Annotated in this window: 21 protein-coding genes; 13 read left to right on the plus strand and 8 right to left on the minus strand. The window is 47.1% G+C overall.

The window, feature by feature from the left end:
- Positions 1 to 190: 190 nt before the first annotated feature.
- Positions 191 to 2,173, minus strand: a complete 1,983-nt coding sequence (gene aroA, locus P8P30_04820) for a 3-phosphoshikimate 1-carboxyvinyltransferase (GenBank protein ID MDG1286870.1) — start codon at positions 2,171 to 2,173, stop codon at positions 191 to 193.
- Positions 2,174 to 2,252: 79 nt separating this feature from the next.
- Here aroA and P8P30_04825 point away from each other — a divergent pair, with 79 nt between their 5' ends.
- The 5 genes from P8P30_04825 (at position 2,253) to P8P30_04845 (ending at position 10,427) form a co-directional block, all read left to right on the plus strand.
- Entirely contained in the window at positions 2,253 to 5,066 is a 2,814-nt protein-coding gene (locus P8P30_04825) for an AsmA family protein (GenBank protein ID MDG1286871.1), read from the plus strand.
- Between the two features lie 25 nt (positions 5,067 to 5,091).
- Positions 5,092 to 6,315 (plus strand): hypothetical protein, encoded by a 1,224-nt coding sequence (locus P8P30_04830; protein MDG1286872.1) that lies wholly within the window; start codon positions 5,092 to 5,094, stop codon positions 6,313 to 6,315.
- Positions 6,315 to 7,079: a prepilin peptidase gene (locus P8P30_04835; GenBank protein MDG1286873.1), complete on the plus strand. Its 765-nt coding sequence runs from the start codon at positions 6,315 to 6,317 to the stop codon at positions 7,077 to 7,079. Before P8P30_04830 ends, P8P30_04835 begins: the two co-directional genes overlap by 1 nt.
- A gap of 259 nt (positions 7,080 to 7,338) precedes the next feature.
- Entirely contained in the window at positions 7,339 to 9,042 is a 1,704-nt protein-coding gene (locus tag P8P30_04840; protein ID MDG1286874.1) for a type I secretion system permease/ATPase, read from the plus strand.
- On the plus strand, positions 9,039 to 10,427 hold the full coding sequence (locus P8P30_04845; protein ID MDG1286875.1) for an HlyD family type I secretion periplasmic adaptor subunit: 1,389 nt from the start codon (positions 9,039 to 9,041) through the stop codon (positions 10,425 to 10,427). Before P8P30_04840 ends, P8P30_04845 begins: the two co-directional genes overlap by 4 nt.
- 79 nt (positions 10,428 to 10,506) lie before the next feature.
- On the opposite strand, the gene P8P30_04850 is transcribed toward P8P30_04845, so the two are convergent.
- The 3 genes from P8P30_04850 to P8P30_04860 form a co-directional block, all read right to left on the minus strand.
- Positions 10,507 to 10,929, minus strand: coding sequence for a hypothetical protein (locus P8P30_04850; protein MDG1286876.1), 423 nt, complete (start codon positions 10,927 to 10,929; stop codon positions 10,507 to 10,509).
- 296 nt (positions 10,930 to 11,225) lie between these two features.
- Positions 11,226 to 12,575: a porin gene (locus tag P8P30_04855; protein ID MDG1286877.1), complete on the minus strand. Its 1,350-nt coding sequence runs from the start codon at positions 12,573 to 12,575 to the stop codon at positions 11,226 to 11,228.
- An 86-nt stretch (positions 12,576 to 12,661) separates the two neighbouring features.
- A complete protein-coding gene (locus P8P30_04860) occupies positions 12,662 to 13,702 on the minus strand; it encodes a PstS family phosphate ABC transporter substrate-binding protein (GenBank protein MDG1286878.1) in 1,041 nt (346 codons plus the stop codon).
- Between the two features lie 127 nt (positions 13,703 to 13,829).
- Between P8P30_04860 and P8P30_04865 the strand changes: the two genes are divergently transcribed.
- Positions 13,830 to 14,117, plus strand: coding sequence for a metalloregulator ArsR/SmtB family transcription factor (locus P8P30_04865; GenBank protein MDG1286879.1), 288 nt, complete (start codon positions 13,830 to 13,832; stop codon positions 14,115 to 14,117).
- A 3-nt stretch (positions 14,118 to 14,120) separates the two neighbouring features.
- Here P8P30_04865 and P8P30_04870 read toward each other — a convergent pair whose 3' ends face one another.
- Positions 14,121 to 14,792 carry a hypothetical protein gene (locus P8P30_04870; GenBank protein ID MDG1286880.1) on the minus strand — a complete coding sequence of 224 codons (672 nt, stop codon included), beginning with the start codon at positions 14,790 to 14,792 and terminating at the stop codon, positions 14,121 to 14,123.
- Between the two features lie 26 nt (positions 14,793 to 14,818).
- Positions 14,819 to 15,685 (minus strand): LysR substrate-binding domain-containing protein, encoded by an 867-nt coding sequence (locus tag P8P30_04875; protein ID MDG1286881.1) that lies wholly within the window; start codon positions 15,683 to 15,685, stop codon positions 14,819 to 14,821.
- A 230-nt stretch (positions 15,686 to 15,915) separates the two neighbouring features.
- On the opposite strand from P8P30_04875, the gene P8P30_04880 reads away from it, so the two are divergent.
- From P8P30_04880 to P8P30_04895, 4 genes are all read left to right on the plus strand, one after another.
- Positions 15,916 to 16,485: a peroxiredoxin gene (locus P8P30_04880; protein MDG1286882.1), complete on the plus strand. Its 570-nt coding sequence runs from the start codon at positions 15,916 to 15,918 to the stop codon at positions 16,483 to 16,485.
- Positions 16,486 to 16,550: 65 nt separating this feature from the next.
- On the plus strand, positions 16,551 to 17,078 hold the full coding sequence (locus P8P30_04885) for a carboxymuconolactone decarboxylase family protein (GenBank protein MDG1286883.1): 528 nt from the start codon (positions 16,551 to 16,553) through the stop codon (positions 17,076 to 17,078).
- 125 nt (positions 17,079 to 17,203) lie between these two features.
- A complete protein-coding gene (locus tag P8P30_04890) occupies positions 17,204 to 17,638 on the plus strand; it encodes a DNA starvation/stationary phase protection protein (GenBank protein ID MDG1286884.1) in 435 nt (144 codons plus the stop codon).
- Between the two features lie 21 nt (positions 17,639 to 17,659).
- Positions 17,660 to 18,148, plus strand: a complete 489-nt coding sequence (locus tag P8P30_04895; GenBank protein MDG1286885.1) for a superoxide dismutase [Ni] — start codon at positions 17,660 to 17,662, stop codon at positions 18,146 to 18,148.
- Positions 18,149 to 18,156: 8 nt separating this feature from the next.
- Here P8P30_04895 and P8P30_04900 read toward each other — a convergent pair whose 3' ends face one another.
- A complete protein-coding gene (locus tag P8P30_04900; GenBank protein ID MDG1286886.1) occupies positions 18,157 to 19,203 on the minus strand; it encodes a diguanylate cyclase in 1,047 nt (348 codons plus the stop codon).
- A gap of 80 nt (positions 19,204 to 19,283) precedes the next feature.
- On the opposite strand from P8P30_04900, the gene P8P30_04905 reads away from it, so the two are divergent.
- From P8P30_04905 to P8P30_04915, 3 genes are read left to right on the plus strand one after another with little or no spacing between them, the layout of a single operon-like run.
- Positions 19,284 to 20,309 carry a quinone-dependent dihydroorotate dehydrogenase gene (locus P8P30_04905; protein ID MDG1286887.1) on the plus strand — a complete coding sequence of 342 codons (1,026 nt, stop codon included), beginning with the start codon at positions 19,284 to 19,286 and terminating at the stop codon, positions 20,307 to 20,309.
- A complete protein-coding gene (gene trpS / locus P8P30_04910) occupies positions 20,302 to 21,315 on the plus strand; it encodes a tryptophan--tRNA ligase (protein ID MDG1286888.1) in 1,014 nt (337 codons plus the stop codon). The genes P8P30_04905 and trpS overlap by 8 nt, the downstream gene beginning before the upstream one ends.
- A gap of 3 nt (positions 21,316 to 21,318) precedes the next feature.
- The gene (locus tag P8P30_04915) at positions 21,319 to 21,927 is read left to right on the plus strand and encodes a hypothetical protein (GenBank protein ID MDG1286889.1); all 609 of its coding nucleotides are present in this window, start codon (positions 21,319 to 21,321) and stop codon (positions 21,925 to 21,927) included.
- A 50-nt stretch (positions 21,928 to 21,977) separates the two neighbouring features.
- Here P8P30_04915 and P8P30_04920 read toward each other — a convergent pair whose 3' ends face one another.
- Positions 21,978 to 23,402, minus strand: a complete 1,425-nt coding sequence (locus P8P30_04920; GenBank protein ID MDG1286890.1) for a deoxyribodipyrimidine photo-lyase — start codon at positions 23,400 to 23,402, stop codon at positions 21,978 to 21,980.
- Between the last annotated feature and the right edge of the window lie 16 nt (positions 23,403 to 23,418).

The raw sequence follows: 23,418 nt of genomic DNA on the forward strand, positions 1-23,418 counted from the left end.
GCCGTAGAACCCGCAATGAAATATTTTATCAACTCTAACTGCTTATTTCTCGATAACTTACAATGCTTTATATACATCAATAACTCCTAACAATTTAAATGTTAGGTGTCAGCCCCTAAGTTTAAGTTAAAAAATATCCTGAATACTATAGCGCTATAGCGCGTGCGTTGTGTGACAATCGTGTGAAGATTTACGCTGCCAGCTTCTGTTCGATAATATCTAGCACTTGGGCAAATACGCCGTCAGCATCTAGCGTTGAGGTATCTAGCTGGGTCGCGTCATCTGCTGCTTTGAGTGGTGCGGCTTTGCGCTTGCTATCGCGTTCGTCGCGCTCGACTAGGTCTTCTAGTACGGATTCAAAAATGACAGTGATGCCTTGGCCAGAAAGTTCGCGGTGGCGACGTGCCGCGCGAGTTTCAACATTGGCGGTGACGAAAAATTTGAAATCTGCCTCAGGGCAAACCACGGTGCCAATATCGCGACCATCGAGTACGGCGCCACGATCATCAGCGGCGACTTTGCGTTGGAAGTCTAGCAGTGAGGCTCGTACTTCTGGCATGGCGGAGACGATGCTGGCGGCGCGGCCAACATGCTCTTGGCGTAAGCGCGGGTTGCGAAGGTCTTGCAACTCGATATTATTGGCGGCATGTAGAGCTGCGGGTGCATCTTCCGGTTTGAGGCCAGCATAAACCAGTTTCATGCCGACGGCGCGGTATAAGCTGCCTGTATCCAGATATTTCAAGCCAAGTTCGTTGGCGAGGCGGCGCGCTAAGGTGCCTTTGCCGCTGGCCGCAGGGCCATCAATGGCGATAACGAGGCGTTGGCTAGGTAGGGTGGAAACAATATCCGCAGGTTTTGGCGGTTGGGTTGCGCCGAGGCTTTCCATGAGTTCAAAGAAATTCGGGAAGCTGGTGGCGATGGTATCGATACCGCTGACTTTAATGCGGTTCTCGCTCTGTAATCCCATAATAAGGAATGACATGGCGATACGGTGGTCGTGTTGGCTATCAATCGTGGCGCCGCCTTGAACGGTACCGCCAGTGATGATGAGGTCGTCGCCCTCAATCTCGGCTTTGACGCCGCAAGCAGTCAAGCCTTGATGCATGGTGGTGAGGCGATCGGATTCCTTGACGCGCAGTTCATGTAATCCGCGAAAGCGCGAGGTGCCCTTGGCAAATGCGGCGGCGATACAAAGGATTGGATATTCGTCAATCATTGAAGGTGCGCGGTTGGCTGGTACATCGATGGCGTTTAACTGACTGCCTTTTACGGTAATATCGACGACTTGCTCGCCACCGGCATCACGCTCATTATGTATATGCAACTCTGCACCCATTTCCTGCAGGGTGGTGAAAAGACCGGTGCGAAGTGGGTTCATGCCGATATTTTTCAACGTGACTTCGGAACCTTTAGTGATGAGTGCAGCGACCATTGGGAAGGCCGCAGAGGAAGGATCGCCCGGAACGATAATCTCGCGATTTTTCTTAGTGGTTTCCTGTTGCCCCTCAAAGGTGATTTTGCGTCCGCCGTCTGGCGTTTCCTGCGTCTCGCATTTCCAGTCGAAGAAATTGAACATCTTCTCCGTATGATCGCGGCTTGGGGTGGGCTCAATAACGGTGGTCGTGCCTTTAGTGTTTAAGCCTGCGAGCAAGATTGCTGATTTTACCTGAGCTGACGCTATGGGCAATGTATATTCAATTGCATTTAATTTGCCGCCGGTAATGGCGAGCGGGAAGGTGTTGTTCTCGGAGGCGGTGAATTTTGCGCCCATCTCGGATAAGGGGGTGACGACGCGTTTCATTGGGCGTTTGCGTAAGCTCGCGTCGCCGGTGAAGAAGCTGGTGAAATCATAAGCGGCGGCTAAGCCCATCAGCAGGCGTGCGCTGGTGCCGCTATTGCCGCAATCAATCACGTCGCTACTGGCGGTGAGCCCGCCGAGCCCTTTGCCTTGTACAAGCCAATCCTCGCCTTGTTTCTCAATCTTGATACCCCATTTGCCAATCGCGGTGGCGGTGGCCATCACATCGGCGCTTGTCAGTAAGCCTTTAATGCGTGTTTCGCCTTGTCCATGGCTGGCGAGAATAAAGCTTCGGTGAGAAATGGATTTATCACCTGGAATGGTGACTTCGCCCTGTAGGGCGTGGCCGGCGAGTTTGAGGCGTGTGACTGTCATAAAAACGTTATGGTTTGTGTATAAGATAGAATCAAGCTTTGCGTGACAACATCTTACTCTTTATAAGTCATATTCATATATGAAAAAATCCGCGATTAATTTGCCAAGTAAAAAACTGCTCATTGGAGTAGGTGGAGCGCTGTTGGTGCTCTATGTGGTGTGGTATGCCGTGTTAACGATGGTCTTTTCAGCTGATGATATTCGTAAAAAGACATTGGCTGCGCTCTCGCAGCATTTGGGCGCAGAAGTAACTGCGACGGATCATCAGCAATTTTCACTGATGCCTACCCCGCGACTGACCTTAAATAATGTGCAAATCAAAAACCATGCGAAAGCCCGCCATCCAAGCATGTTAACGTCGGGAATGGTGCGCGTTATTCCGTCTTTAGGGTCTATCTTCGGTGATTTGGTGGTGAGCGTTACGTTCTTTGATCCAAAAATCGAGTTTGAAACCTTTGCCGATAAGACTCACAGTTGGGATTTACCTGAGCCGGAGCAAGAATCGAATCAGGCCATTGCGCTGTTACAGCAAATTCATTTTGTCGATAGCATACTGCACTATTCAAACTTAACCGATAAGCGCGATATTACATTTGATAAACTTTCGGCTAGTTTTGATTTTAGTTCGGCGCAAGATTATGTGGCGCAAGGTTACTTTAAACTCGCTCGCGATATGTTCAAATTTTCAGCCACGATTTCAGGTACTGAGCGAGAGATTCGGGTTAATAATTCTTCTTCAACTTACCATCTCAAAGGCACGTTAGAGGAGGGGACTGGCTTTACAGGGGAGCAGAAGTTGGAAAGCACGGATCTCGGGCATTTGCTGGAAGTCTTCCTTGTTTCAGGTAAAAAAGCACCCGAGACGATGGCCCCAGAGGATGCGTTTCCATTTAACTTCTCAAGTGCCTTAAAGCTGCGTGGTAAGCGTTTAACGCTATCAGACGTTGTGCTGGGTGGTGGCGCGATCGAAGGGACGGCGCAGGCAATCGGCCTGATGGGTGCCAATCCTGAGATGAATGCACAGATTGAACTCAAGGCATTTTCCATTGATAAATTGTTGGAACGTGGGGTGCTTGATGAGTTTATCGCGGACAGCTCTCAGGCAGAAAATATTGACGGCTACCGGATTGAGTTACCTGAAGATAAAGCCTCCTCTTTGCCTAGCGGAGTAAAAATGACCATTTCACTAAAGAGTGAACAGGCGATGTTTAAGGGCTTGGATATTTCAAACCTTCAGCTTGCAGCAAAACTTGATAATTCGGTGATTGATGTCGCGCAATTAAGCGGAAAATTGCCAGGTAATGGCCAGTTTATTTTAAAAGGTAAGGTCGAGGGAAGCTATGATGGACTTGCCTTTAAAGGGGCGGCGGATGTTGCCGGGCAGGAATTTGCAAAAACCTTCCAGCCTTTATTAAAAAATGAAACGGAAGCCGTGATTGCTTTCCCGGAAAGTTTGAAGCGTTTTCGAGGGAAGGCAAATCTGTTTGTTAACCCTGAAGTGATGCGATTATCTGAAGGGTTGATGCGTGTTGAGAAAATGCAGTGGCTAGGCACGCTCGTTCGCCAGCGCTTGAAGGCGGCTAAATCATCATTGGTAGCAACCAATAGTCAACCGGCTAGCGCGCTTGGTTATCGTTATGAGGGAGCGTTTCGTTTTACGAATGTGGATCTTGATGAGCTCCGCTCTGCTCAGGTGAGGGGTGAAGAGAATGCTGATGTAAGCGATAGTGAGCAAGTGCCAGAGGAGTTTGATCGTGATAAACTTTTCGCGTGGATGCAGGGTATGATGAAATCTGCTCAGAATTCATGGTTTAATTTGAAGCTTAATTTTGTGGATGCCTTTCTGGATGGAAAGAAGCGTGAGACGGCGAATTTACGCTTGATTTTAAATCGTCAACTTTTTGCACTTGAGGAAATAGAGATGCCTTATAATGGTAGCTTTATTAAAGGTTTAACTCACTTCACGTTCCCGAAAAAGGGTAAGCCGAAATTCTCTGCGCATTTGCAGTTAGATCGCTTTGACAGCGAAGAATTTTTTGGCGAAGCATTTGATAAAGATGCGTTGTTCTGGCGTGAAGGAAATGGCCTATGGTCGCGAAAAGAATTTAACATTCTAGGGCTTGGCGATATGGATGTGGATCTCACTTTCCGTGTTGGGGCGGTGAAGCATGCTGAATATGATTTAACGGATATGAGTGGGAAGCTACTGATTGACAATAGTGCAGTGCGACTTAATGATTTTACGGTGGGTGCTTGGGGTGGAAAACTAACCGGCCATGGTAAAATGCTGATTGCAAAATTGCCCACAATTTCAGGTAATGTCAGTTTGAATGGGTTTGATTTTGCTAAACTGCACGGGGTGACGGATCTATTCTCAAACCTATATGGTAATGCAAATTTACGTGGTCAGTTTTCGACAACAGGGGTGAACCCTCATTCTGCAATTCAGAATATGAAGGGGAGTTTGGCCTTTGCTGGTAGTGGTTTAAAAGTGATCGGTTTTAATTTGGCAAATATGGTGCGTGCGGCCAATGCAGTGCGTACGGTTAAAGATATCGAGACGCTGGTTAAGTTTGCCAATCGCGGAGGAGAGACCAAAATTAATACCGTCCAGGGAAATATGAATATTGATGGTGGTTATCTGCGTACACCGATGATGCGTATTGCTACACCGATAGGTAACGGAGGGGTTAAAGGACAGATCAATTTAATGGATTGGAAGGTTAATGTTGCCATTTCCGTGTTCTTAACGGCGCTCCAAGCGCAAAACCCGCCCGATATTCGCTTAGTATTTGTAGGCCCATTGAATGAAGTGGGACGTAGTTTAGATACGCAGTCACTAGAATCGTTCATTGCAAAGACCGCTGCGGAACGCTTATTGGTGAATCCTTAATAAATATGTTTTATAGTCATTAGATATGTTTACTGCGACCAAAGATGCCGAGATAAAACTCACCGAACTTGCTGAAAGCATTGAGCATGAGGCAACGCATTGGCGCGTTCTGCATTTCCATTTCTCACAACTTCAAGAGCATTATCGCAGTAATTATCAAATCAAGATTGCCGTCAATTTGATTATGGATCTGATGCGTGAAAATCAAGGTGGCATCTTTGTGTTGGGAGACTTTACCTTGATAGTGGCGGCTAAGGCGGTCACGAAAGTTCAGTTAGATAAAGTAATCTTCCAGCTACGGTATCTATTTGCGGATGACCCGTTGGCCTACGGTATCGAGGGTGAGGAGAATCCTGCTTTTTGCGATATCTTTGACTTAAGCAAGCAATATGCCGAGTTCGATATGATGGCGCGTGCTTGTATGAGCCGTAAAATTAGAACGCAGCAAAAAGATCGTGATGAGCGCATTACCGAAGATATGCCCGCGACTTCTGTGGAGACTGGGTTTACGCCGCATATGTTGGCAAGTATTGAACGTCAGTTAGAAAAAGCCGATTTGAGCCGTCTATTACGTCGTCAGCCGATTTGTGCCGCTGTGCCGGATATGACGGTGCGTCAGGTTTATGATGAGTTTTACATCAACATTCAGCATTTGCGCCAGATGCTGGGAACCGAAGCCAATTTCTTCGGCAATCGCGCTCTGTTTAAATATTTAACCCAGATTCTCGACTTGCGAATGTTAGACATGATTCGTCGTGGTACCGGGCGTTATTTAGAGAAGCCCATTAGCCTTAACCTGAATGTCGATACGCTACTGTCGGATACATTTGTGGAGTTTGATAAGGCGATAAAGCCTTCGACTAAAGTTTCCATTGTGATTGAAATTCAACTCGAAGATGTCTTCGGCGATATGGCTAGTTTTATGACGGCGCGTGAGATGGTTCAGAAAATGGGCTATCGCGTGTGTTTGGACGGGTTAACGCCGCTTACTTTTACCCAGGTGGATCGCTCAAAGCTTGGCTTCGATTTGATGAAGTTGCTTTGGAATGCTGATATTGAAAGTGATCTGAACTCTAAAGATAATAAAGAACTATCTGCGGCCATCAAAAAATGCGGCGCGAATCGTGTGATTCTATGTCGCTGTGATAACCGCGAGGCGGTGGATTACGGGCAGGCGTTGGGGCTCTCTTTATTCCAAGGACGTTTCCTTGATCAGTTGATTGATCCAACGGCGCAGATCGAAAACTAATGTTTGATATTCCCCTATTTTCGGCAAGCCCGTTTTGGTATGCAGGGCTCATTTGGGCCTTGGTAATGGGATGGGCGGCTTCTAGTTATGCCAGTAACTTTTCCTATCGTTTGCCGCGTCAAGAAACGCCATTTGGCCGCGAACCTTATTGTGGTGATTGCGATGTGAAGTTAACTCCGCGTGATTTATTCCCTGTTTTTTCTTGGGCGCTGACCGGAGGGAAGTGCCGTAATTGTGGCGCGCAAGTGCCGTGCAGTTACTTCCTGTTAGAGCTACTCTATATGCCTTATATTGGGCTCTGCTACATTGCTTTTGGCTTTGGTGACATGTTCTTGTTGATGGGCTTCGCGGCGATGTTACTGCAAATTTCTGCCATGATGGCGTGGGATGATGATTATGTTTCATCAAATGTCACGGTGATCTTGTTGGCGGCGGGGCTTATTTTCCAAATTCTACAAGGTAACCTGTTGGTAGATGGTTTGATGGGGATCTTTTTTGGCCTGTTTGGGGCGCTCTTATTATATGCGATGATCGAACGAAAGTCGCCGCCGAAAGATGTTTATGTATTGCCAAAATGGATATGGCTGCTCGCCGCGACAGGCGCATGGTTGAATGCGCATACGATGTTGGTTTTTATCGGTGTAGGCGCGACTTTGTTGTTAGTGAGCCGTGTGTTAGGCATTAAAAAACCGATACCAGCGATGATCGTTGTCGCACAGGCGCCGGCATTGTTGTTGGCGTTATGGTGGGGATTAGCCTCCTAACTGGTTGCCTTTACTCTGGTTATTCGCGCGTTCATCGAGGATTTTAGGGCCTCAATGCCATGCTTAAGAGCAATAATGTCTGCGCTTTCAGTCATTCTTCTACTTCTTGCCTTTTGGTTTTTCTATTCCTATCATCCGAGCAATTTTGTGTTACAGGATGATGACGCTTGAGTGACAGTCTCATGGCGGTTTCGGGGGTGAGTTGAGAATTTTTTGATTTTACCTTTCGCTTAAACATTTCAGGCTTAAACTAAAGGCTATGGCAGAAGCACAGCAGGATACAGAACTCTCCCCAGAGATAAAAGATGCGTTTGTGGCGTTGAAGAAGCCTATCTTCTCGTTATTAATATTTAGCCTTTTCAGTAACTTGCTAATTCTTATCGTGCCGCTTTATACGCTGCAGGTGCTTGATCGGGTGATTAGTAGTGGTAGCTTGGCGACGCTTTTATTTATGTCGATCATTGCGGTGGTTTGCTTGCTCACTTGGGGTGCAATTCAGAGCATGCGCAGCCTGATTGCGACGCGTACGGGGCGTTGGGTGCGTTATGAGATGGCGCCGCAAGTATTTGGCGGAACGATTGAGCATTCACGGGCGCATAGCTCGATGGAGGGCGTGCGTTTGCAGCAAACCTTGCAGCAATTAGAGCAGTTTATGGCCTTCTCGCTTAACACGATGCTGGATGCGCCTTGGGCGATGATCTTTATGGCCATTCTCTTTATGATTCACCCTTTGATCGGCAGTATTGCTTTATTTGGCGGGTTGCTTCTGTTGGCGCTGGCCATCCTCAACCATCGGATGACGCGCGACGTGTTTAAGGAAGGCCAAGGACATTTCCAAAAGAGTCAGCGTTTTATTGGCAATAGCGATCAGGCGATGGAAACTGCTTATGTGATGGGGATGCGTGAATCGCTCCTGTCGCGTTGGAGAGAGATTGCGGTCCCCTCTTACGACAAGAACTGTACGGGCAATGAGCGGAACCTCGTGCTTGGCCATGTGACGAAAACGATCCGTTATACTTTGCAGATTGGCGTGATGGGAACGGGGACGTACCTCGCGCTTGAAAATGAAATGACGATGGGGGCGATTATCGCAGGTTCTATCCTGATGGGTAAGGCCTTGCAGCCGTTTGATGCGGCGTTAAACCTCTGGAAGTCAGTATTACAGGTGAGTGAGGGCGTTAAGAGTCTCGATACGTTTATGAAGGAAGCGCCTAAAGCGAAGCAGGGACTTCCTCTGCCTAAACCTGCCAGTAACATGGAAGTGCGCGGTGTATTTTACATTCCTAAAGGGGGCAAAGATCCGATTTTGGATAATATCACCTTCAGTTTGCCAGAGGCGAGCACGCTTGCGGTTATTGGCTCTTCCGGTGCGGGTAAAACAACCTTGAGTAAAGTGCTGGTAGGTTATCTTCCGCTGACCGCAGGTTACGTGCGTTTAGGCGGCGCGGATATTCACCAGATGGATCGTAATTATGCCGGGCCTTATTTTGGTTATTTATCGCAGGATGTCGGGTTCATTCAGGGAACAGTGGCAGACAATATCGCGCGTATGACGACCGACTATGATCCCGCCAAAGTGGTGGAGGCAGCACAATTTGCAGAAGCACATGATACGATTTTACATCTGCCGATGGGCTATGATACGCCGGTGTTGGACTATCCGCTTTCGGCAGGGCAGAAACAGCGTGTCGCCTTAGCGCGTGCCTTCTATAATATGCCGTCGCTGGTGGTGATGGATGAACCAAATGCGAACCTTGATTTACATGGTGATCGTGACCTCAATAAAACGCTCGTGAAAGCACGCGAGGCTGGCATTACGACGATTATTATTTCGCATCGTAGTGGCGCGTTAAAGCATGCGAGTCATGTGCTTATTGTGAAGAGTGGTCGATTGGTTGAATTTGGTACGCGCGAAGAAATACTGCCTAAGCTTCAAGGTAAGGCAAAGGCGGCTTCATCATGAGTGAAACCCCAAATTCAAAAGATCTTTTAAGCAAGTCAGGTGACCGCCTAAAAACCTTTCTCAGCTTAAAATCTGACAATGCTGAAATGAGCCTGAATTTAGGCAAAGAGATTGCGCCATTTTATCGTGCTGGGTGGCTGATTGTTCTCGTCTTTGTGGCAGTGAGTATAACGTGGGGGTGGCTTGCTCCATTGGAGGGTGCCGCGGTGGCAAGCGGTAAAGTCATCGTCTCAGGTAACCGTAAAAAGGTGCAACATTTAGAAGGCGGTATTATCGCTGCTATTCACGTGAAAGAAGGCCAAACGGTTGCGGTGAATGAGCCCCTTGTTGATATGATGGATACGCAAGCAAAGTCTCGTCACCTAACGATTGAACATAATTTATTGGCGATGCTTGCGCAGGTAACCCGTTTGATTACGGAGCGTGATAATAAGCCGAAACTAATCTTTGATTGGCCAAAAGTGAGTAAAGAGGTCGCTAAGAAAATTCCAGAATTGCGTAAACAGCAGCTTGAAATTATCACCTATCGTCGCAATGAAGTGAATCTGCAGCGCCGTACGTTGAACCAACAGATTCAACAATTGAAAAATGATGTTTCGGGGGTGAAGAAACAAGGCGTAAATTCAAAAGAGCAGTTGAAGCTCTTACGTGATCGTTTGCAAATTGCTAGAAAATTGAAGCGCGACAAGCTTTTCTCGCAGGATCAGTATCTCACGCTGCAAATGCAGGAGACCGATCAGAAAACGCAATTAGGGCAGGCAGAAACGCAGCTCCAGAATCTCAAAGAAGAGATTAAATCCAAAGAGATCGAATATGAGAATGTGGTCAATCTCTACCAAAAAACAGTGGTGGAAGAGCTACAGCAAGCGAGCGAAGAGTTGCAAAACTTGCGCGAGCAACGCAAAGAACTGGGCGATGTTCTAGGCCGTACATTGATTCGTGCGGCGCAATCAGGCGTGATAACGGGCTTAACTGCCAGTAACATTGGTCAGGTGATCAGTCCGGGTGAAGTGCTGATGGAAATTGTGCCGCAAGATGATGCTCTCGTCGTTGAGGCGCGGGTACAGCTGCAGGATATTGATAGTGTGTTTGTCGGGCAATCAGCCAAAATCGTGCTGGTGCCATATCGTACGCGTTATTTGCCAACCATTATGGCCACGGTCGAGTCAGTATCGCCGGATGCGTTCTTGGATGAGATGACAGGTGAGAATTATTATTCAGCGCGCCTTACCATTGGCAAAGAGTATCTCGATTTGATTGAAGGGGTGTCGCTCTATCCGGGTATGCCGACGGAGGTGTTCTTGGTCACAGAGTCACGCAGCATGTTTAATTACCTGCTAGATCCGCTGCGCCAAAGCTTCAGCCACGCCTTCAGAGAAGACTAGAAAAAAGAAATCTCCATACCGGGCGTAATGCCGATATGGAGAATTTCTTTTGTTCCCTTTGGAACGAGCTACCCTATGGCTATTCGACGGCCATAGTTTTGAAACAGTTATCGGGGGCATAAGCCGATGTGTTTACGCAATGAATAGCCCCATCCAGTAATAAGAAAGGATACCCAGCTAAGGTTCCTGAATTATTTTTCGGAAAGTAGATAATCCAGACTTCGACTGTTTTCCCCTTTGCCGCTTTTTTAGCATTGGGGTGTGGTCGTGTGTAAGTGGCCAACCAATAGTTAAGGTCTGGGTAGAACTCAGCTTTGTCTTTTAGGGTTAGCAGAAAGACGTTAAAGTTGACTTGTACATCTACTAATTTGTTCATCCACTTCGGTGCGGACTGGGAAGTGGTTTTCTCGTACTGATCTGCTGGTACCGTTAGGTATTTTCCGCAGCCCGTAAGGGAGAAAACCAAGGCAAAAAGAATTAAGACATTAAAGCTTTGCTTCATGATTGAAGTTTTTAATTAAGAGTTAAATAATAAGGTTAATGTCCTTAACGCTCTCTTTCGCATACACGGTATAAAGAATTAAGTGATTTTGGTGACTAAATAAAAATTAAGGATCCGCTAAAAAGAGGGCGAAAGGACCCTTTAACTATAGCCAAATTGCTTATGAGTAGTGTGACAGTTTGATGAAGATTGAGAGTTGGCCTTGTGTCACTGAGGATTGTGAGGGGATAAAACTTAGCCCACCCATGATAAACATGAGTGGGCTAAAGAGTGTCGATAATAGTATTTATGTTCGTTTAGAAATCCCAAGCGGCGCGGGCAGAGTAGATTTGGGGAGAGTCATTACCCACGACTGCATTGGAATCCGTATCCACATCGATAAAGTTGAACATCACGCGGCTGTTATTATTTAGATACCAATTCAGGCCTACGGTCGTTGCATCTAGCTCGCCGCCGAGGATGCCGGCGCCGCTATCGTTCAAGTCTAGGTTCTCATAGCGTGCGAGGATTTCCCATGCGCCGATACCGCCTTGGCTCAAAGAGAATGGCTCATTCGGCTTAACACGTTTGAAGGTACCTGATTTGGCGCTGTAAGGGCGCGACTCACCCGTTAGCAAATAACCTGCTTGTACGGCGTAGCCATCGAAACCAGCATCGGTTGAAGCATCACGGCTTACATCTGCACGGAAGTATTCTGCTTGGGCTGAGAAGCTATTGTAAACACCCGCAAGCTCTGCACCGAGCACCACCGTGTTATCGACGCCAGTGATGGTCCCGGTGGAAACTAAACTATCGCCGATGCCTGATTCTTTGGCTTTGAAGCTTGTTGTGTCAGCACCTGCGCGGTAGCTAGCACCGATCCCCACATGGAGGGTTTTGCCTTTTTCGGCAATGGGGGCGAAGCTGCCGCGGGCATCGAAAGAGTAAGCTTCATCGTCGTTGGTAGACGTATTACCGGCATCACCCGTAAAGCCACCAAGTGCGAAAGACCAGTTATCGCCACCGCTGAGCACGGCGGCACCGATTTCTTCGTCACGTGCGAAAGCATTGCTGGCGTTTGATCGTTCCATAAATTGGATATAGTTAGAGCTGGTATTCTCTTCTAGGCCGAGGGATGGCTTGAAGTGACCGAGTTTTAGATCCGCCGTTTCAAAGCCCCCATAAGTGAGGCTAATTTCTTTAAAGTTTACGGCTTCTTTGGCGAAGTCCATTTCAAATTTATAGTTGAAATCTTTAGCAAATTTACCTTTGAAGCCTAAGCGTGCGCGGCGGAAGTTTCCGTTGCTTGGGTGGTCTTTAATATCATCATTAAAGGCAGTGTAATCCAAGTGAGCGCGGCCAAAGGGTTGGAACGAGAATTGACCGTCCGTTGATTCAATCTTCGGGCTGGGCTTGAATGAGATTTTATAGTTGCTGCCTGATTTTTCTGCTTTCGCGGCAGCCATTTTTTCGACCTTGGTGGTTTTTGTTTTTTGCGTCGCTAATTTGTCTTCTTGCGCATCCAGCTTATTTTGCATCATTTCAAGTTGCTGCTGCATTTGCTGCATTTGCGCGCGAAGGGTTTCGATTTCAGAATCACTTGCAAGCGCTGGGTGAGCCGTTGCCAGTGCGGCGATAATAGAAGTGGAGATAAGTAAATTTTTCATTTTCTACGTTCCTGCATTTATAACAATCTGGGGTTTTAAGATAAGAAGGCGGTGTAAATGATGGAATCTACACCGCCTAATTTTGTTTATTGAACCGATTTTCCGTTTGTTTGCGTTTTCGTAAGTTCGATCTCAGTGAGGGGGATTAGTCCCTTCTCAAGCAAGTAACCTTCGTCGCCAATGGCTTCGCTGCTGGTAAGTTCAGCGGTAAATTCTTTCATGCCTTTGATCACTTTCGCATGCGCTGCTTTTGCATAGACAAAGAGCGACCGAGAGACAGGGTATTTGCCGCTAGAAATATTGTCGAAGCTTGGACTGACATTATCAACTAAGCTGCCTTGAAGTGCGGAGCTATTCTCTTCAAGGAAACTGAAACCGAAAATACCAAGAGCGTCCGCATTGGCTTTGAGCTTCTGTACGATCACGTTATCATTCTCGCCGGCTTCAATATAAGCGCCATCTTCGCGTAGGAGGTGGCAGGCTTTCTTGCGGGCTTTTTTATCGGGGAACGCTGCTTTGAATTCGGGCAAATCTTTACATGCTTTTTCCATGACCAATTCAACAAAGGCGTCACGTGTGCCAGAAGTGGGAGGAGGCCCGTAGACTGAAATTTTAGTCGCCGGTAAAGTAGGATCAATATCGTTCCAGCTTGTGTAAGGGTTGTCGATGAGTTTGCCCTCCTGAGGAAGCTGTTTCGCGAGTGCTTTGAAGATCTGATTGAGCGTGAGTGAATATTGCTTCGTCTCTTTAGAGTTTGCCATCACGATGCCATCAAAGCCGATTTTTAGTTCGGCGATTTCTTTCACACCATTGGCAGCACACATCTCGACTTCTGTCTGTTTAATCATACGTGATGCGTTTGAGAAATCAGGGAACTTCTCGCCAATACCGGCACAGAAAAGCTTGAAGCCACCCCCGGTTCCTGTCGATTCTACGATAGGCGTTTTATAGTCCGTGTTATTGCCAAATTGTTCCGCTGCCACGGTTGTGAAAGGGTAAACCGTTGAAGAGCCAACGATACGGATTTGCTCACGTGCTTCGCTAGGAGTCGCAGTGAGCATGGTGGTTCCGATGATTGCAGTAGCTGTTACAGCGATAGCGCAAGTGGTCGCACAGATTTTTTTCATGAGTAGGTTCTCCGTCGTTTATGTTGTGTTGTTCTGGTTGATTTTTAGGTTTCTGACTGTTAGATTGCAAGTACATTATTAGTTTTATTATATTATTATAATTATAGAAATAAGAAGAGTTTAAAACATGAAAGTTCGCAATGCTGTTATTGCTTTTGACGCCCTGTCACATAATCTTCGGGTGAAGGTTTTCCGTAAATTACTTGCCTGCGGAAAGCAAGGTATGGGTGCGGCGGAAATTTGCGAAGCGATGGAGGTTGCGCCTGCGACTCTCTCATTTCATATGTCTAAGCTCGTGAATGGCGATCTGGTTGATATTCGTAAGAAAGGTAAATTTGTGATTTATACCGCGAATTATAACCAAGTGGAAAAGCTTACGGGATTCCTCACCGAAAAATCTTCAATGGAAGATTAACTCCTAATATTGCGAGAACTTTTCTTTGCCACGCAACACAATCTCTATATAGGCGCGTAAGCCGTGGGGTGTGGGGGTAACTTCTCTGGCATGTATCACGGCGAGTAGGCGGTCACGCAGGTCAGGGGCGAGTCCTTTCACTTTAGGATCCCAGACATTGCGGCGATCATTGCGGAAGAAAATTTCCGTCGTTAGCGGCACTAAATCCGGATGGGTAATGCGCACATTGAAGTGGGGTGCGCGATCTGCATAAGGACCAGGGAAAATTGTGTCGAACTGAAACTCGCCGAGATTATTAGTAATTGCCGTGCCGGATCCCGTAAAAGCGGCGCTCGGTGCCATAAGCTGGCCTTTGGTTGCCCATTTATACTGGCCGTTCGTATTGGCTTGCCAAAGTTCAATATGTGCGCCTTCGACTGGCATGCAGCGTTCATCTAGGACTTTACCCATAAAGAATAAGCGCTCACCCTCTGCAATGACTGCCTTACCTGCAGCATGCGAGAGCTTGTTTGATTTTTCGACCTTGCCTTTGCCGGGATAGCTCTCATCGGCTCCGGTCATGGTTGGGGTTAGCGCGCAGTTCATGGCCAATGACGGAGCCAAAATCACAGGATCCGAAGCCGCAGCCATAAGCGGCGTTAAAAGAATAAGGCAGAACAGAAGAATGCGACGCATGAGGCTGTTATAGCAGCCGTCATAGGTTACGCCACTAACAAATCTATCATTTCTTCAATCACCGTGGTGCGGGCGGTGGTTTTTCGCCAGACTAGGCCGATTTCTCGGCGTGGGGCGGGGGATTGAAAGGAGAGATAATGGATGCCGGTCTCGTCTCCTGAAATGGCAATTTCAGGCATGAGGGTAATGCCGGTGCCGGCTTTGACCATTTGGCGTAATGTCTCTAAGCCTGTCGCGCGGAAATCTTGTTCAGCGGCACCGGTCAGTTGACAGACTTCCATTGCCTGGTCGCGCAGGCAATGGCCTTCTTCTAATAATAGGAGGCGGTGGCGTGAGAGGTCAGTCATGCGTACCTGCGGTTCTTGTGCGAGTTTATGATCCAGCGGTACAGCGAGGCGGAACTTATCCTCAAAGAGCTTCTTGCTGACCAGTGAATCCTCAGTAATAGGTAGTGCGATGAGCGCGGCATCTAGTTCGCCGCGTTTGAGTCTTTTTATCAGGGCGGCGGTTTTATCTTCTACGAGGATGAGGCGGAGCTTAGGGAGTGCCTCTTTTACTAGCGGTACGAGTTGCGGGAAGATATAAGTGGAAAGCGTTGGGAAGGCGCCCAGGCGGAAGGTTCCGGAGCGAGGGTCTTGCGCCAACCTGCCTATTTCGCGGATCGTTTCGGCCTCATGCAGGAGACGGCGGGCGGCTTTGATAATTTCGGCTCCAGTTTCGGTCACCATTACTTTCTTATTGGAGCGCTCAAAGATGGGGGTTTGCAATGTCTGTTCCAGCTTCTTTATTTGCGCGCTGAGTGTTGGCTGACTCACGTTGCATTGCTCAGCAGCCCGGCTAAAGCTGCTTAAGTCAGCGACTGTGACTAAATATTCCATGTCTCGTATATTCATAAGGCTTACCTTTTGCGTCATTTCGACTAAGTGAAGCGTATGGAGAAGTCTCATGCAGAATGCGGGAATCTCTCCTCTCTCCTTGGTCGGTCGAGATGATGGTGTTTATAAGTTATAGTTTATATCTATCATAATCATCATAACAATCAATTATACGATGATAATATTTATCGATATAACTTAATGCATAGAAAATAATTATCATAATTAACACAATAGGAGGTCATATTATGACCATTTCAGTCGGAGATCAGTTCCCAGAATTTAACCTTAAAGCGGTGGACGGTAAGCCGTTTGACGACATCAATATCGACAATGTATTTATCGATGTTGATAACAGCATCCATAAAGGAAAGTGGCTGACGATCTTTTTCTATCCCAAAGATTTCACCTTTGTTTGTCCAACGGAAATTGCGGCTTTCGGTGATTTGAACGAAGAGTTTGAAGATCGTGACACGGTGCTTGTGACGGCCAGCACCGATAGTGAATTCACTCACTGGGCGTGGAGAAAACACCAAGATGAGCTGCGTGAGTTGCCTATTCTCATGCTTGCAGATGTGAAACGTGAACTAACAACCGCGCTTGGTATTTTAGATAAAAATGAAGGTGTGGCGCAGCGTGCCGTCTTCATTGTCGACCCAGAGGGCATCGTTCGCTTCTCCATGGTGACGGATTTGAATGTCGGTCGTAATCCCAAAGAGGTGCTTCGCGTGCTCGATGCATTGCAAACCGATGAGCTCTGTCCATGTAACTGGAGTAAAGGCGATGAGACGATTGATTTAGAAGAAGTAACGAAATAATTTTACCTCCTCCTGGCCATTAGAGGTGACTCTGGTGGCCAGGAGGGGAAAAAGGAATATAGATTATGTCTATCAAAGAAATCCGCTCACAATTAGGTGAGTATGCCAAAGATATCAAACTGAACCTTGGTAATGTATTAAGTGAAGAAGGGGCTGCAGGCCTTGATGCAAATCAAATCGCAGGTATCGCATTAGCCTCGGCTTGTGCGACCAAGAACGTACAGTTGATTGAGGCAGTTACGGCTGAAGCATCGGAGCGTTTATCCGCAGAAGAAGTACAGGCAGCAAAAGCAGCAGCGACCATTATGGGTATGAATAATATCTATTACCGTTTCGTGCATTTAGTGTCGGATGGCGGTTACATGAAAATGCCAGCTAACCTGCGTATGAACGTGATTGCTAACCCCGGTATTGATAAAGTAACGTTTGAGCTGGAAAGCTTGGCCGTATCCGCTATTACAGGGTGTGGTATGTGCATTGACGCACATGTTCGTGAAGTCGAAAAAGCTGGAATTAGCAAGCAGGGCGTGCAATCAACCATTCGTATTGCCGCCGTTATTAACGCTACCGCGCAAGCACTAGTCATTGGTTAAGTATAGAGTATTAGGCAAGTTTATGTTATTGAGAGATTCTCAAGGATAGGCGAGCAAGGCTCGTCCGGCGTTAGTGCCGTAAGCCTGCGTGGCGCTTGAACGAAAAACAAAAAGGAAAAAACAAAATGAATAATCCCGTTGCAGAATCACTGAAAGCCGTATTGGCCGATAGCTATACGCTTTATTTAAAAACCCAAAATTATCACTGGAATGTAACGGGGCCGCATTTTGCCTCTTTGCATGTTTTGTTTGAGCAGCATTATACCGAGTTGACGATGGCGATTGATGAGATTGCAGAATTAATTCGTGGATTAGGCGAGAAAGCACCGGGAAGTTTTGAAGCGTTCCAGGAGATCTCTACGATCGCATCAGGGGATGTGAATGCCTCGGCTGAACAGATGGTGAAAGAGTTGGCCGCAGATCAACTAGCTGTCTCTAAAACCGTTCAAGCAGCGTTAGAAGCAGCGCAAGCAGCAGAGGATGAAGTCGTCATCGGCGCATTGACCGAGCGTTTGACCGTGCATCGTAAAAATGCATGGATGCTCAAAAGCAGCCTTTAATATAACGGAGAGTCGAAGCATATGGTGGTCCACAGAAAATCTACGATAACTATTATCGGCGTTTTGGTCTGGCTGATGGGTGCAAACGCTGCGCTAGCACATTGTGAAATCCCGTGTGGAGTGTACGATGATGGCGCGCGTTTCGTGAGCATTATGGGGCATGCGAATACGATTGAAAAATCAATGAATGAGATTAATCGTTTAAGTGCGCAAGTGAAGCCTGACTTTCACATGATCTCTCGATGGACTGCCAATAAAGAGAAGCTTGCGCAAGAGGTGCAGGAGATTGCGTCCGTTTATTTTCTGACGCAGCGTGTCAAAGCACCTAAAGCTGATGCAAGTGATCAGATGAAACAGGCTTATGCAATGCATACTGGCTTGCTACACCAGATTCTCGTCGCAGCGATGAAAGCCAAGCAATCCACCGATGTGAAAGCAGTGGGAATTCTACGTGATTTAACAGAAGAATATAAAGCGCATTATTTTAAAAAACATGGCCACAACCACTGAGTGAGAATTTAAAGCGCCAGCTCTACGCGGTTGCGGCCCTTTTCTTTGGCTTGGTAAAGGGCGTTGTCAGCGCGTTTGATAAAGGCAGCAATGCTTTCGTCAGCGCTGCTAACATGGTAGCGGCTGACGCCAATCGAAAGGGTGATTTGGCCAATTTCTTCGGTTGAGTTTTTGCGTCGGATACGATTTTTTGCGATGAGCGAACGAATGCTTTCTGCGACAATTTGTGCGCCACGTGCGGGAGTCTCAGGCAATAAAATGGCAAATTCTTCGCCGCCATAGCGGCAGACGATGTCTTTTCCGCGTACGGTGCGGCGCAGTACGCCGGAAACTATTTTAAGCACTTCGTCGCCAATTTGGTGACCCCAAGTATCGTTGAAGTCCTTGAAAAAGTCGATATCCATCATCAATAAGCAAAGCTCGGTTTTGTTTTCTGTCGCTGTTTCGACTTGCTCTTGCATGAGTTCGTCAAAGGCACGGCGGTTATTGAGGCTGGTGAGGCCGTCGATACGTGCTTCCGTGGTTGCTTTTTCAAGGTTCTGGCGTAGTTCCGTAATTTCTTGCTGAGATTCTTTCATCTTCGAGCCAAAATCGGAGCCGCTTTGTTTGATCTCTTGGAGTTGTCCCACGACTTCACCCAATAGTCCTTCAAGGTTATCATCCCCTTCGATCTTTGAGGAAAGGTCATCAGTTTGTTCGCCTAATTTTTCGTTATAGGCTTTTGCTTCGGTTGAGAAGTTCCCAACCATACGCATAAATTTATTCATCGCATCGTTAATACCTTGGACGGCTTCTTCATTGTTTGATGCTTTAGAGAAGTATTTTTCATGCAAGCTGTGACTGACTTCATCGGTGAATTCTACACCTTGTTTGTTCATATCTTCCACTTCTTTGGAAAGCGCTGGCATATGATTGCCAACATGATGGTACCAAAGTTCGTAATTCTCCGGTGTCGGCAGCACATTAGCCTCAACCATTGCTCGCAATGCCGCTTGTGATTGGCTTTGTGGGTTCGGCTTCGAGCGTGCATCAAATATTTTGGGCTTTAGTGGCATATCCTTATCTTAAGCCCAAAAGTGTTGAGAATTTGTTAAAATCATTCACTTTTTTGCAAGAAAATGGCATAAGCTGCTTTATGAGTTTTTATTCCCTGATTCGCCCATTGATTTTTCAGTTGTCGCCCGAGCGTGCGCACAAGCTAGCCCTGCGTTTTGCGGGGGTGGGGGGTGCGACTTATAAGAGTGAAAAGTTAAAGCAAAAACTTTTCGGATTAGAATTCTCAAATCCAGTTGGGCTCTCTGCTGGGTTTGATAAGAATGCAGAGGCCGTTAATGGCCTTTCCAAAATGGGCTTTGGCTTTTTAGAGTTGGGTACGGTGACGCCCTTAGCGCAGCCGGGGAACCCGCAGCCACGATTATTTCGATTGATAGAAGATGAAGCGGTAATTAACCGTTTAGGATTTAATAATAGCGGTTTAGAAGTTTTTTGTCAAAATTTACAAGCTGCAAAACGTACCCTTCCGCTGGGCGCAAATATCGGTAAGAATAAAGATCAAATCGATGCAGCGGCAGATTATGTGAGAGGCTTGGAGGCGGTGAGCTCGCTGGCAGATTATGTGACGGTGAATATTTCTTCGCCGAATACGCAAGGCCTGCGTGACTTGCAGGAAAAGGATGCGCTGGGCCAGTTATTAGCGGCTTTGATGGAAAAACGTACAAAACCGATTCTGTTAAAAGTGGCGCCGGACTTAGATGAAGAACAAATTACCCGTATTGCCGAAGTGGTATTGGAACAAAAGGTCGATGGCTTGATTGTTAGCAATACGACGCTTGATCGACCGGAGAGCCTGAAGAGTATCCATCGGCCCGAAAGCGGTGGATTAAGCGGCAAACCTGTTTTTACAAAATCGAACCGTACGTTGAAATTATTTGCGCAGCAGATTAATGGGAAGATTCCGCTGGTTGGTGTGGGCGGTATTGCGAGCGGTTCCGATGCTTATGCGAAGATTCGTGCCGGAGCATCGCTCGTGCAGCTTTATACCGCCTTGGTGTATCAAGGGCCGGGTTTGGTGGCGCGGATTAACCGTGAATTGTTGCAATTGCTTGCACAAGACGGATTCAACCATATAAGTGAGGCAATTGGAGCAGATTTAAATGAGTAAAAAACGTGTATTTTCGGGCGTGCAGCCCACCGGTAATCTCCATTTAGGTAACTATCTGGGAGCGATTCGCCATTGGGTGAAAATGCAGGATGATTATGAGTGCATTTATGGCATCATGGATTTACACGCGATTACTGTTGCGCAAAATCCGAATGATTTACGCAACTCGATTCGTGAAGTGGCGGCGGCTCTGATTGCGAGTGGGATTGATCCGAATAAGAGTATTCTCTTTCCCCAATCGGCGGTTTCTGCACATGCTGAACTTGCGTGGATTCTCAACTGTCATACGCCGCTTGGCTGGCTTAACCGTATGACGCAATTTAAAGAGAAAGCCGGTAAGAAACGGGATAACGCCTCACTTGGGCTTTATGGGTATCCTGTGTTGATGGCAGCAGATATTCTGGCTTATAATGCGACGCATGTACCGGTGGGTGAAGATCAGAAACAGCATTTGGAACTGTCTCGCGATATTGCGGGTGCCTTTAACCGCGCTTACGATCAGGAATATTTCGAGTTGCCAGAGCCCCTCATTATGGGGGAAGCAACGCGTGTGATGAGCTTGCGTGACGGTACGAAGAAGATGAGTAAATCAGATGCATCAGAAATGTCGCGTATTGACCTGACGGATACACAAGATACGATTGCCAAGAAGTTCCGTAAGGCGAAGTCCGATATGGAAGAAGGCGTGACGTACGATGTAGAGAAGCGGCCTGAGGCAAGTAACTTGCTTACTATTTATGCCGCGCTTGCTGACACATCACGCACGCAAGTTGAGGCACAATTTGCTTCCAGTGCTTTCTCGGATTTCAAGAAAGAGTTAACGGATTTGGCAGTGGCAAAGCTTGCGCCACTCACCTCTAAAATGCGTGTGTTGATGGAAGATCCTGAAAGCATTGATCGCTACCTACAGAACGGTACGGAGCGGGCTCACGAAATTGCGCAGAAGCAATTGGCCGAAGTGCGCGAGATTGTTGGTTTTCCTGTATTTAAAGAGTCATCCTTTTAGCTTATGGACCGTGAAAAACTAAAATACACAATTACAGAAACCTTCCGTTTGAAGGGATGGTGGTATTTTACCTGGCGAATTTTAGCGGTGGTTGCATTGGTTTGGTTTTTCTTTCCAGAAATGGCGATAAACCCTGCTTCGAAGGAAAATGCATCTGAATCTGAGCAGGCTGAACCTTTTGTGGCGAAAGCCTGGCATCAAACAGCGGAGACCAAGCGAGACTTGCGCGCCATTTTAACGACGACCCAAAGCAGTTTCTATTGGGATAGTTTCAATTGGATGATGGAATATGGCAAGGCCAGCCAGCCGAAAGATTTTGAAAGCAAAATACTTTCCCTCCTTATGGTTATGGGCGAGACTGCGGTGAATGAAAAGCAGCAACAGTGTCGACAATTTCGTGAAAAGTTAATGGTGGTCGGCCAAGTAAACACGCGCACGGGCATTGCGTGTAAGCGTGGGGTTGCGGATTGGTGTAAGCAAGTGGCAGGTGAAAAAATGCATTGCCGCGATAAACAACCAACCGGTCTGGATGCTTTAACCGGTGATGCGCTTGGTAGTCATAACCTCGATACCAAGCTTAAGCGCGGATTGCACAGTCTTCCAAGCTTTTAGTCCTGCTCATTTGGTTGAGTCGTATATTCAAATTGATATGGGGTCAGAGATTAATTTGCGATTGGCTTAAGTGATTTGAACGCTTCCAGTGCGCGGTTGCGTGAGGTTTTTAAATCCACGATGGGGTTAGGATAGGTTTTTCCGAGTGTCACGCTTGCGCCTTGCAGCACCGTATCGGGCGCCTCCCACGGATTGAATAGATATTTATCGGGTAATTCTCTTAATTCAGGCACAAATTGTCGGGTATATTCACCTTGCGGATCAAATCTCTTACCTTGGGTTACGGGATTGAAAATACGGAAAAACGGCGCTGCATCCGCTCCACAACCAGCGATCCATTGCCAGCTAGCACTATTGCTGGCTAAGTCAGCATCGACTAAACAATCCCAGAACCAATGTTCGCCATGGTGCCAGTGCAAGAGGAGGTTTTTTACGAGAAAAGAGCCTACAATCATACGCACTCGGTTATGCATTACGCCGGTTTGCCAAAGCTCGCGCATACCGGCATCGACAATCGGAATACCAGTTTGGCCTTTTTGCCATGCGTGTAATGTTTCAGCATCCTCAATCCAGGGGAAAATGTCGAATTTGGATTGCAGGTTTTTACGTGGAAGTTCTGGATTGTAATAGAGCTGGCTGTAAGAAAATTCGCGCCACCCTAGTTCGCTACAAAAATGATCAATGTTTGTATCTTCGCCTCGTGCAATGGCTGAGTGCCAGACTTGATTAGGAGAGATCTCGCCAAAATGCAGGTGAGGCGATAAGCGAGAAACATACGGTTTGGCAGGAATATTTCGTCCCTCCTTATAGTGGTGTAATCCTTCCTCAAAAAAGGCATATACCCTGTCGACGGCTCCGGTTTCACCAATGTTCCAATGCGGCTCTAGCGGTGTATCCCAGCGAATTTTAGGGAGGAGGTCAAGCAGGTCAATCGAGCGGCTGTTTGCCGCATTCTCATATAGTTCCAGTGGCGTGGGGGTAGGCAGTGGCTGCCGAGGTGGGGTCGCATTTAAGCACCCTCTGCGGTAAAAGGGGGTGAATACTTTATAAGGCGTTCCATCCGCTTTATGAATCTCCCATGGTTCCCATAGGAGCGATCCATTATGGGTCTTCGTTTCAATACCTTGTGCTTCTAGCGTTTCTTTTATCTTTTTGTCACGCGCAATACGCCATGGCTCATAACAACGATTCCAGTGAATAGATTGCACGCAATGTTGCTGCGCTAAATCGCTCAAAATGGTTTCGGGATCACCTTTATAAACGCAAAGCTTGCCGCTTAAAGATTCATTCAGTGCCTGCAGTGAATGATGTAACCACCAGCGGCTAGCGCTGCCCATTTGATGTTGCGCCGCATTCTCATCATCCAAAATATAAACAGGTAGCACCTTTCCACACTCAGCGGCTTGGGTGAGTGCAGGGTTATCCGCAAGCCGTAAATCTTGACGGAACCAATGGATGGAAACGGGGGTACTCATAAGTTTGTGTCCTTTT

The sequence above is a fragment of the Rickettsiales bacterium genome (assembly GCA_029252805.1).
GTDB lineage: Bacteria > Pseudomonadota > Alphaproteobacteria > Rickettsiales > JALZUV01 > JALZUV01.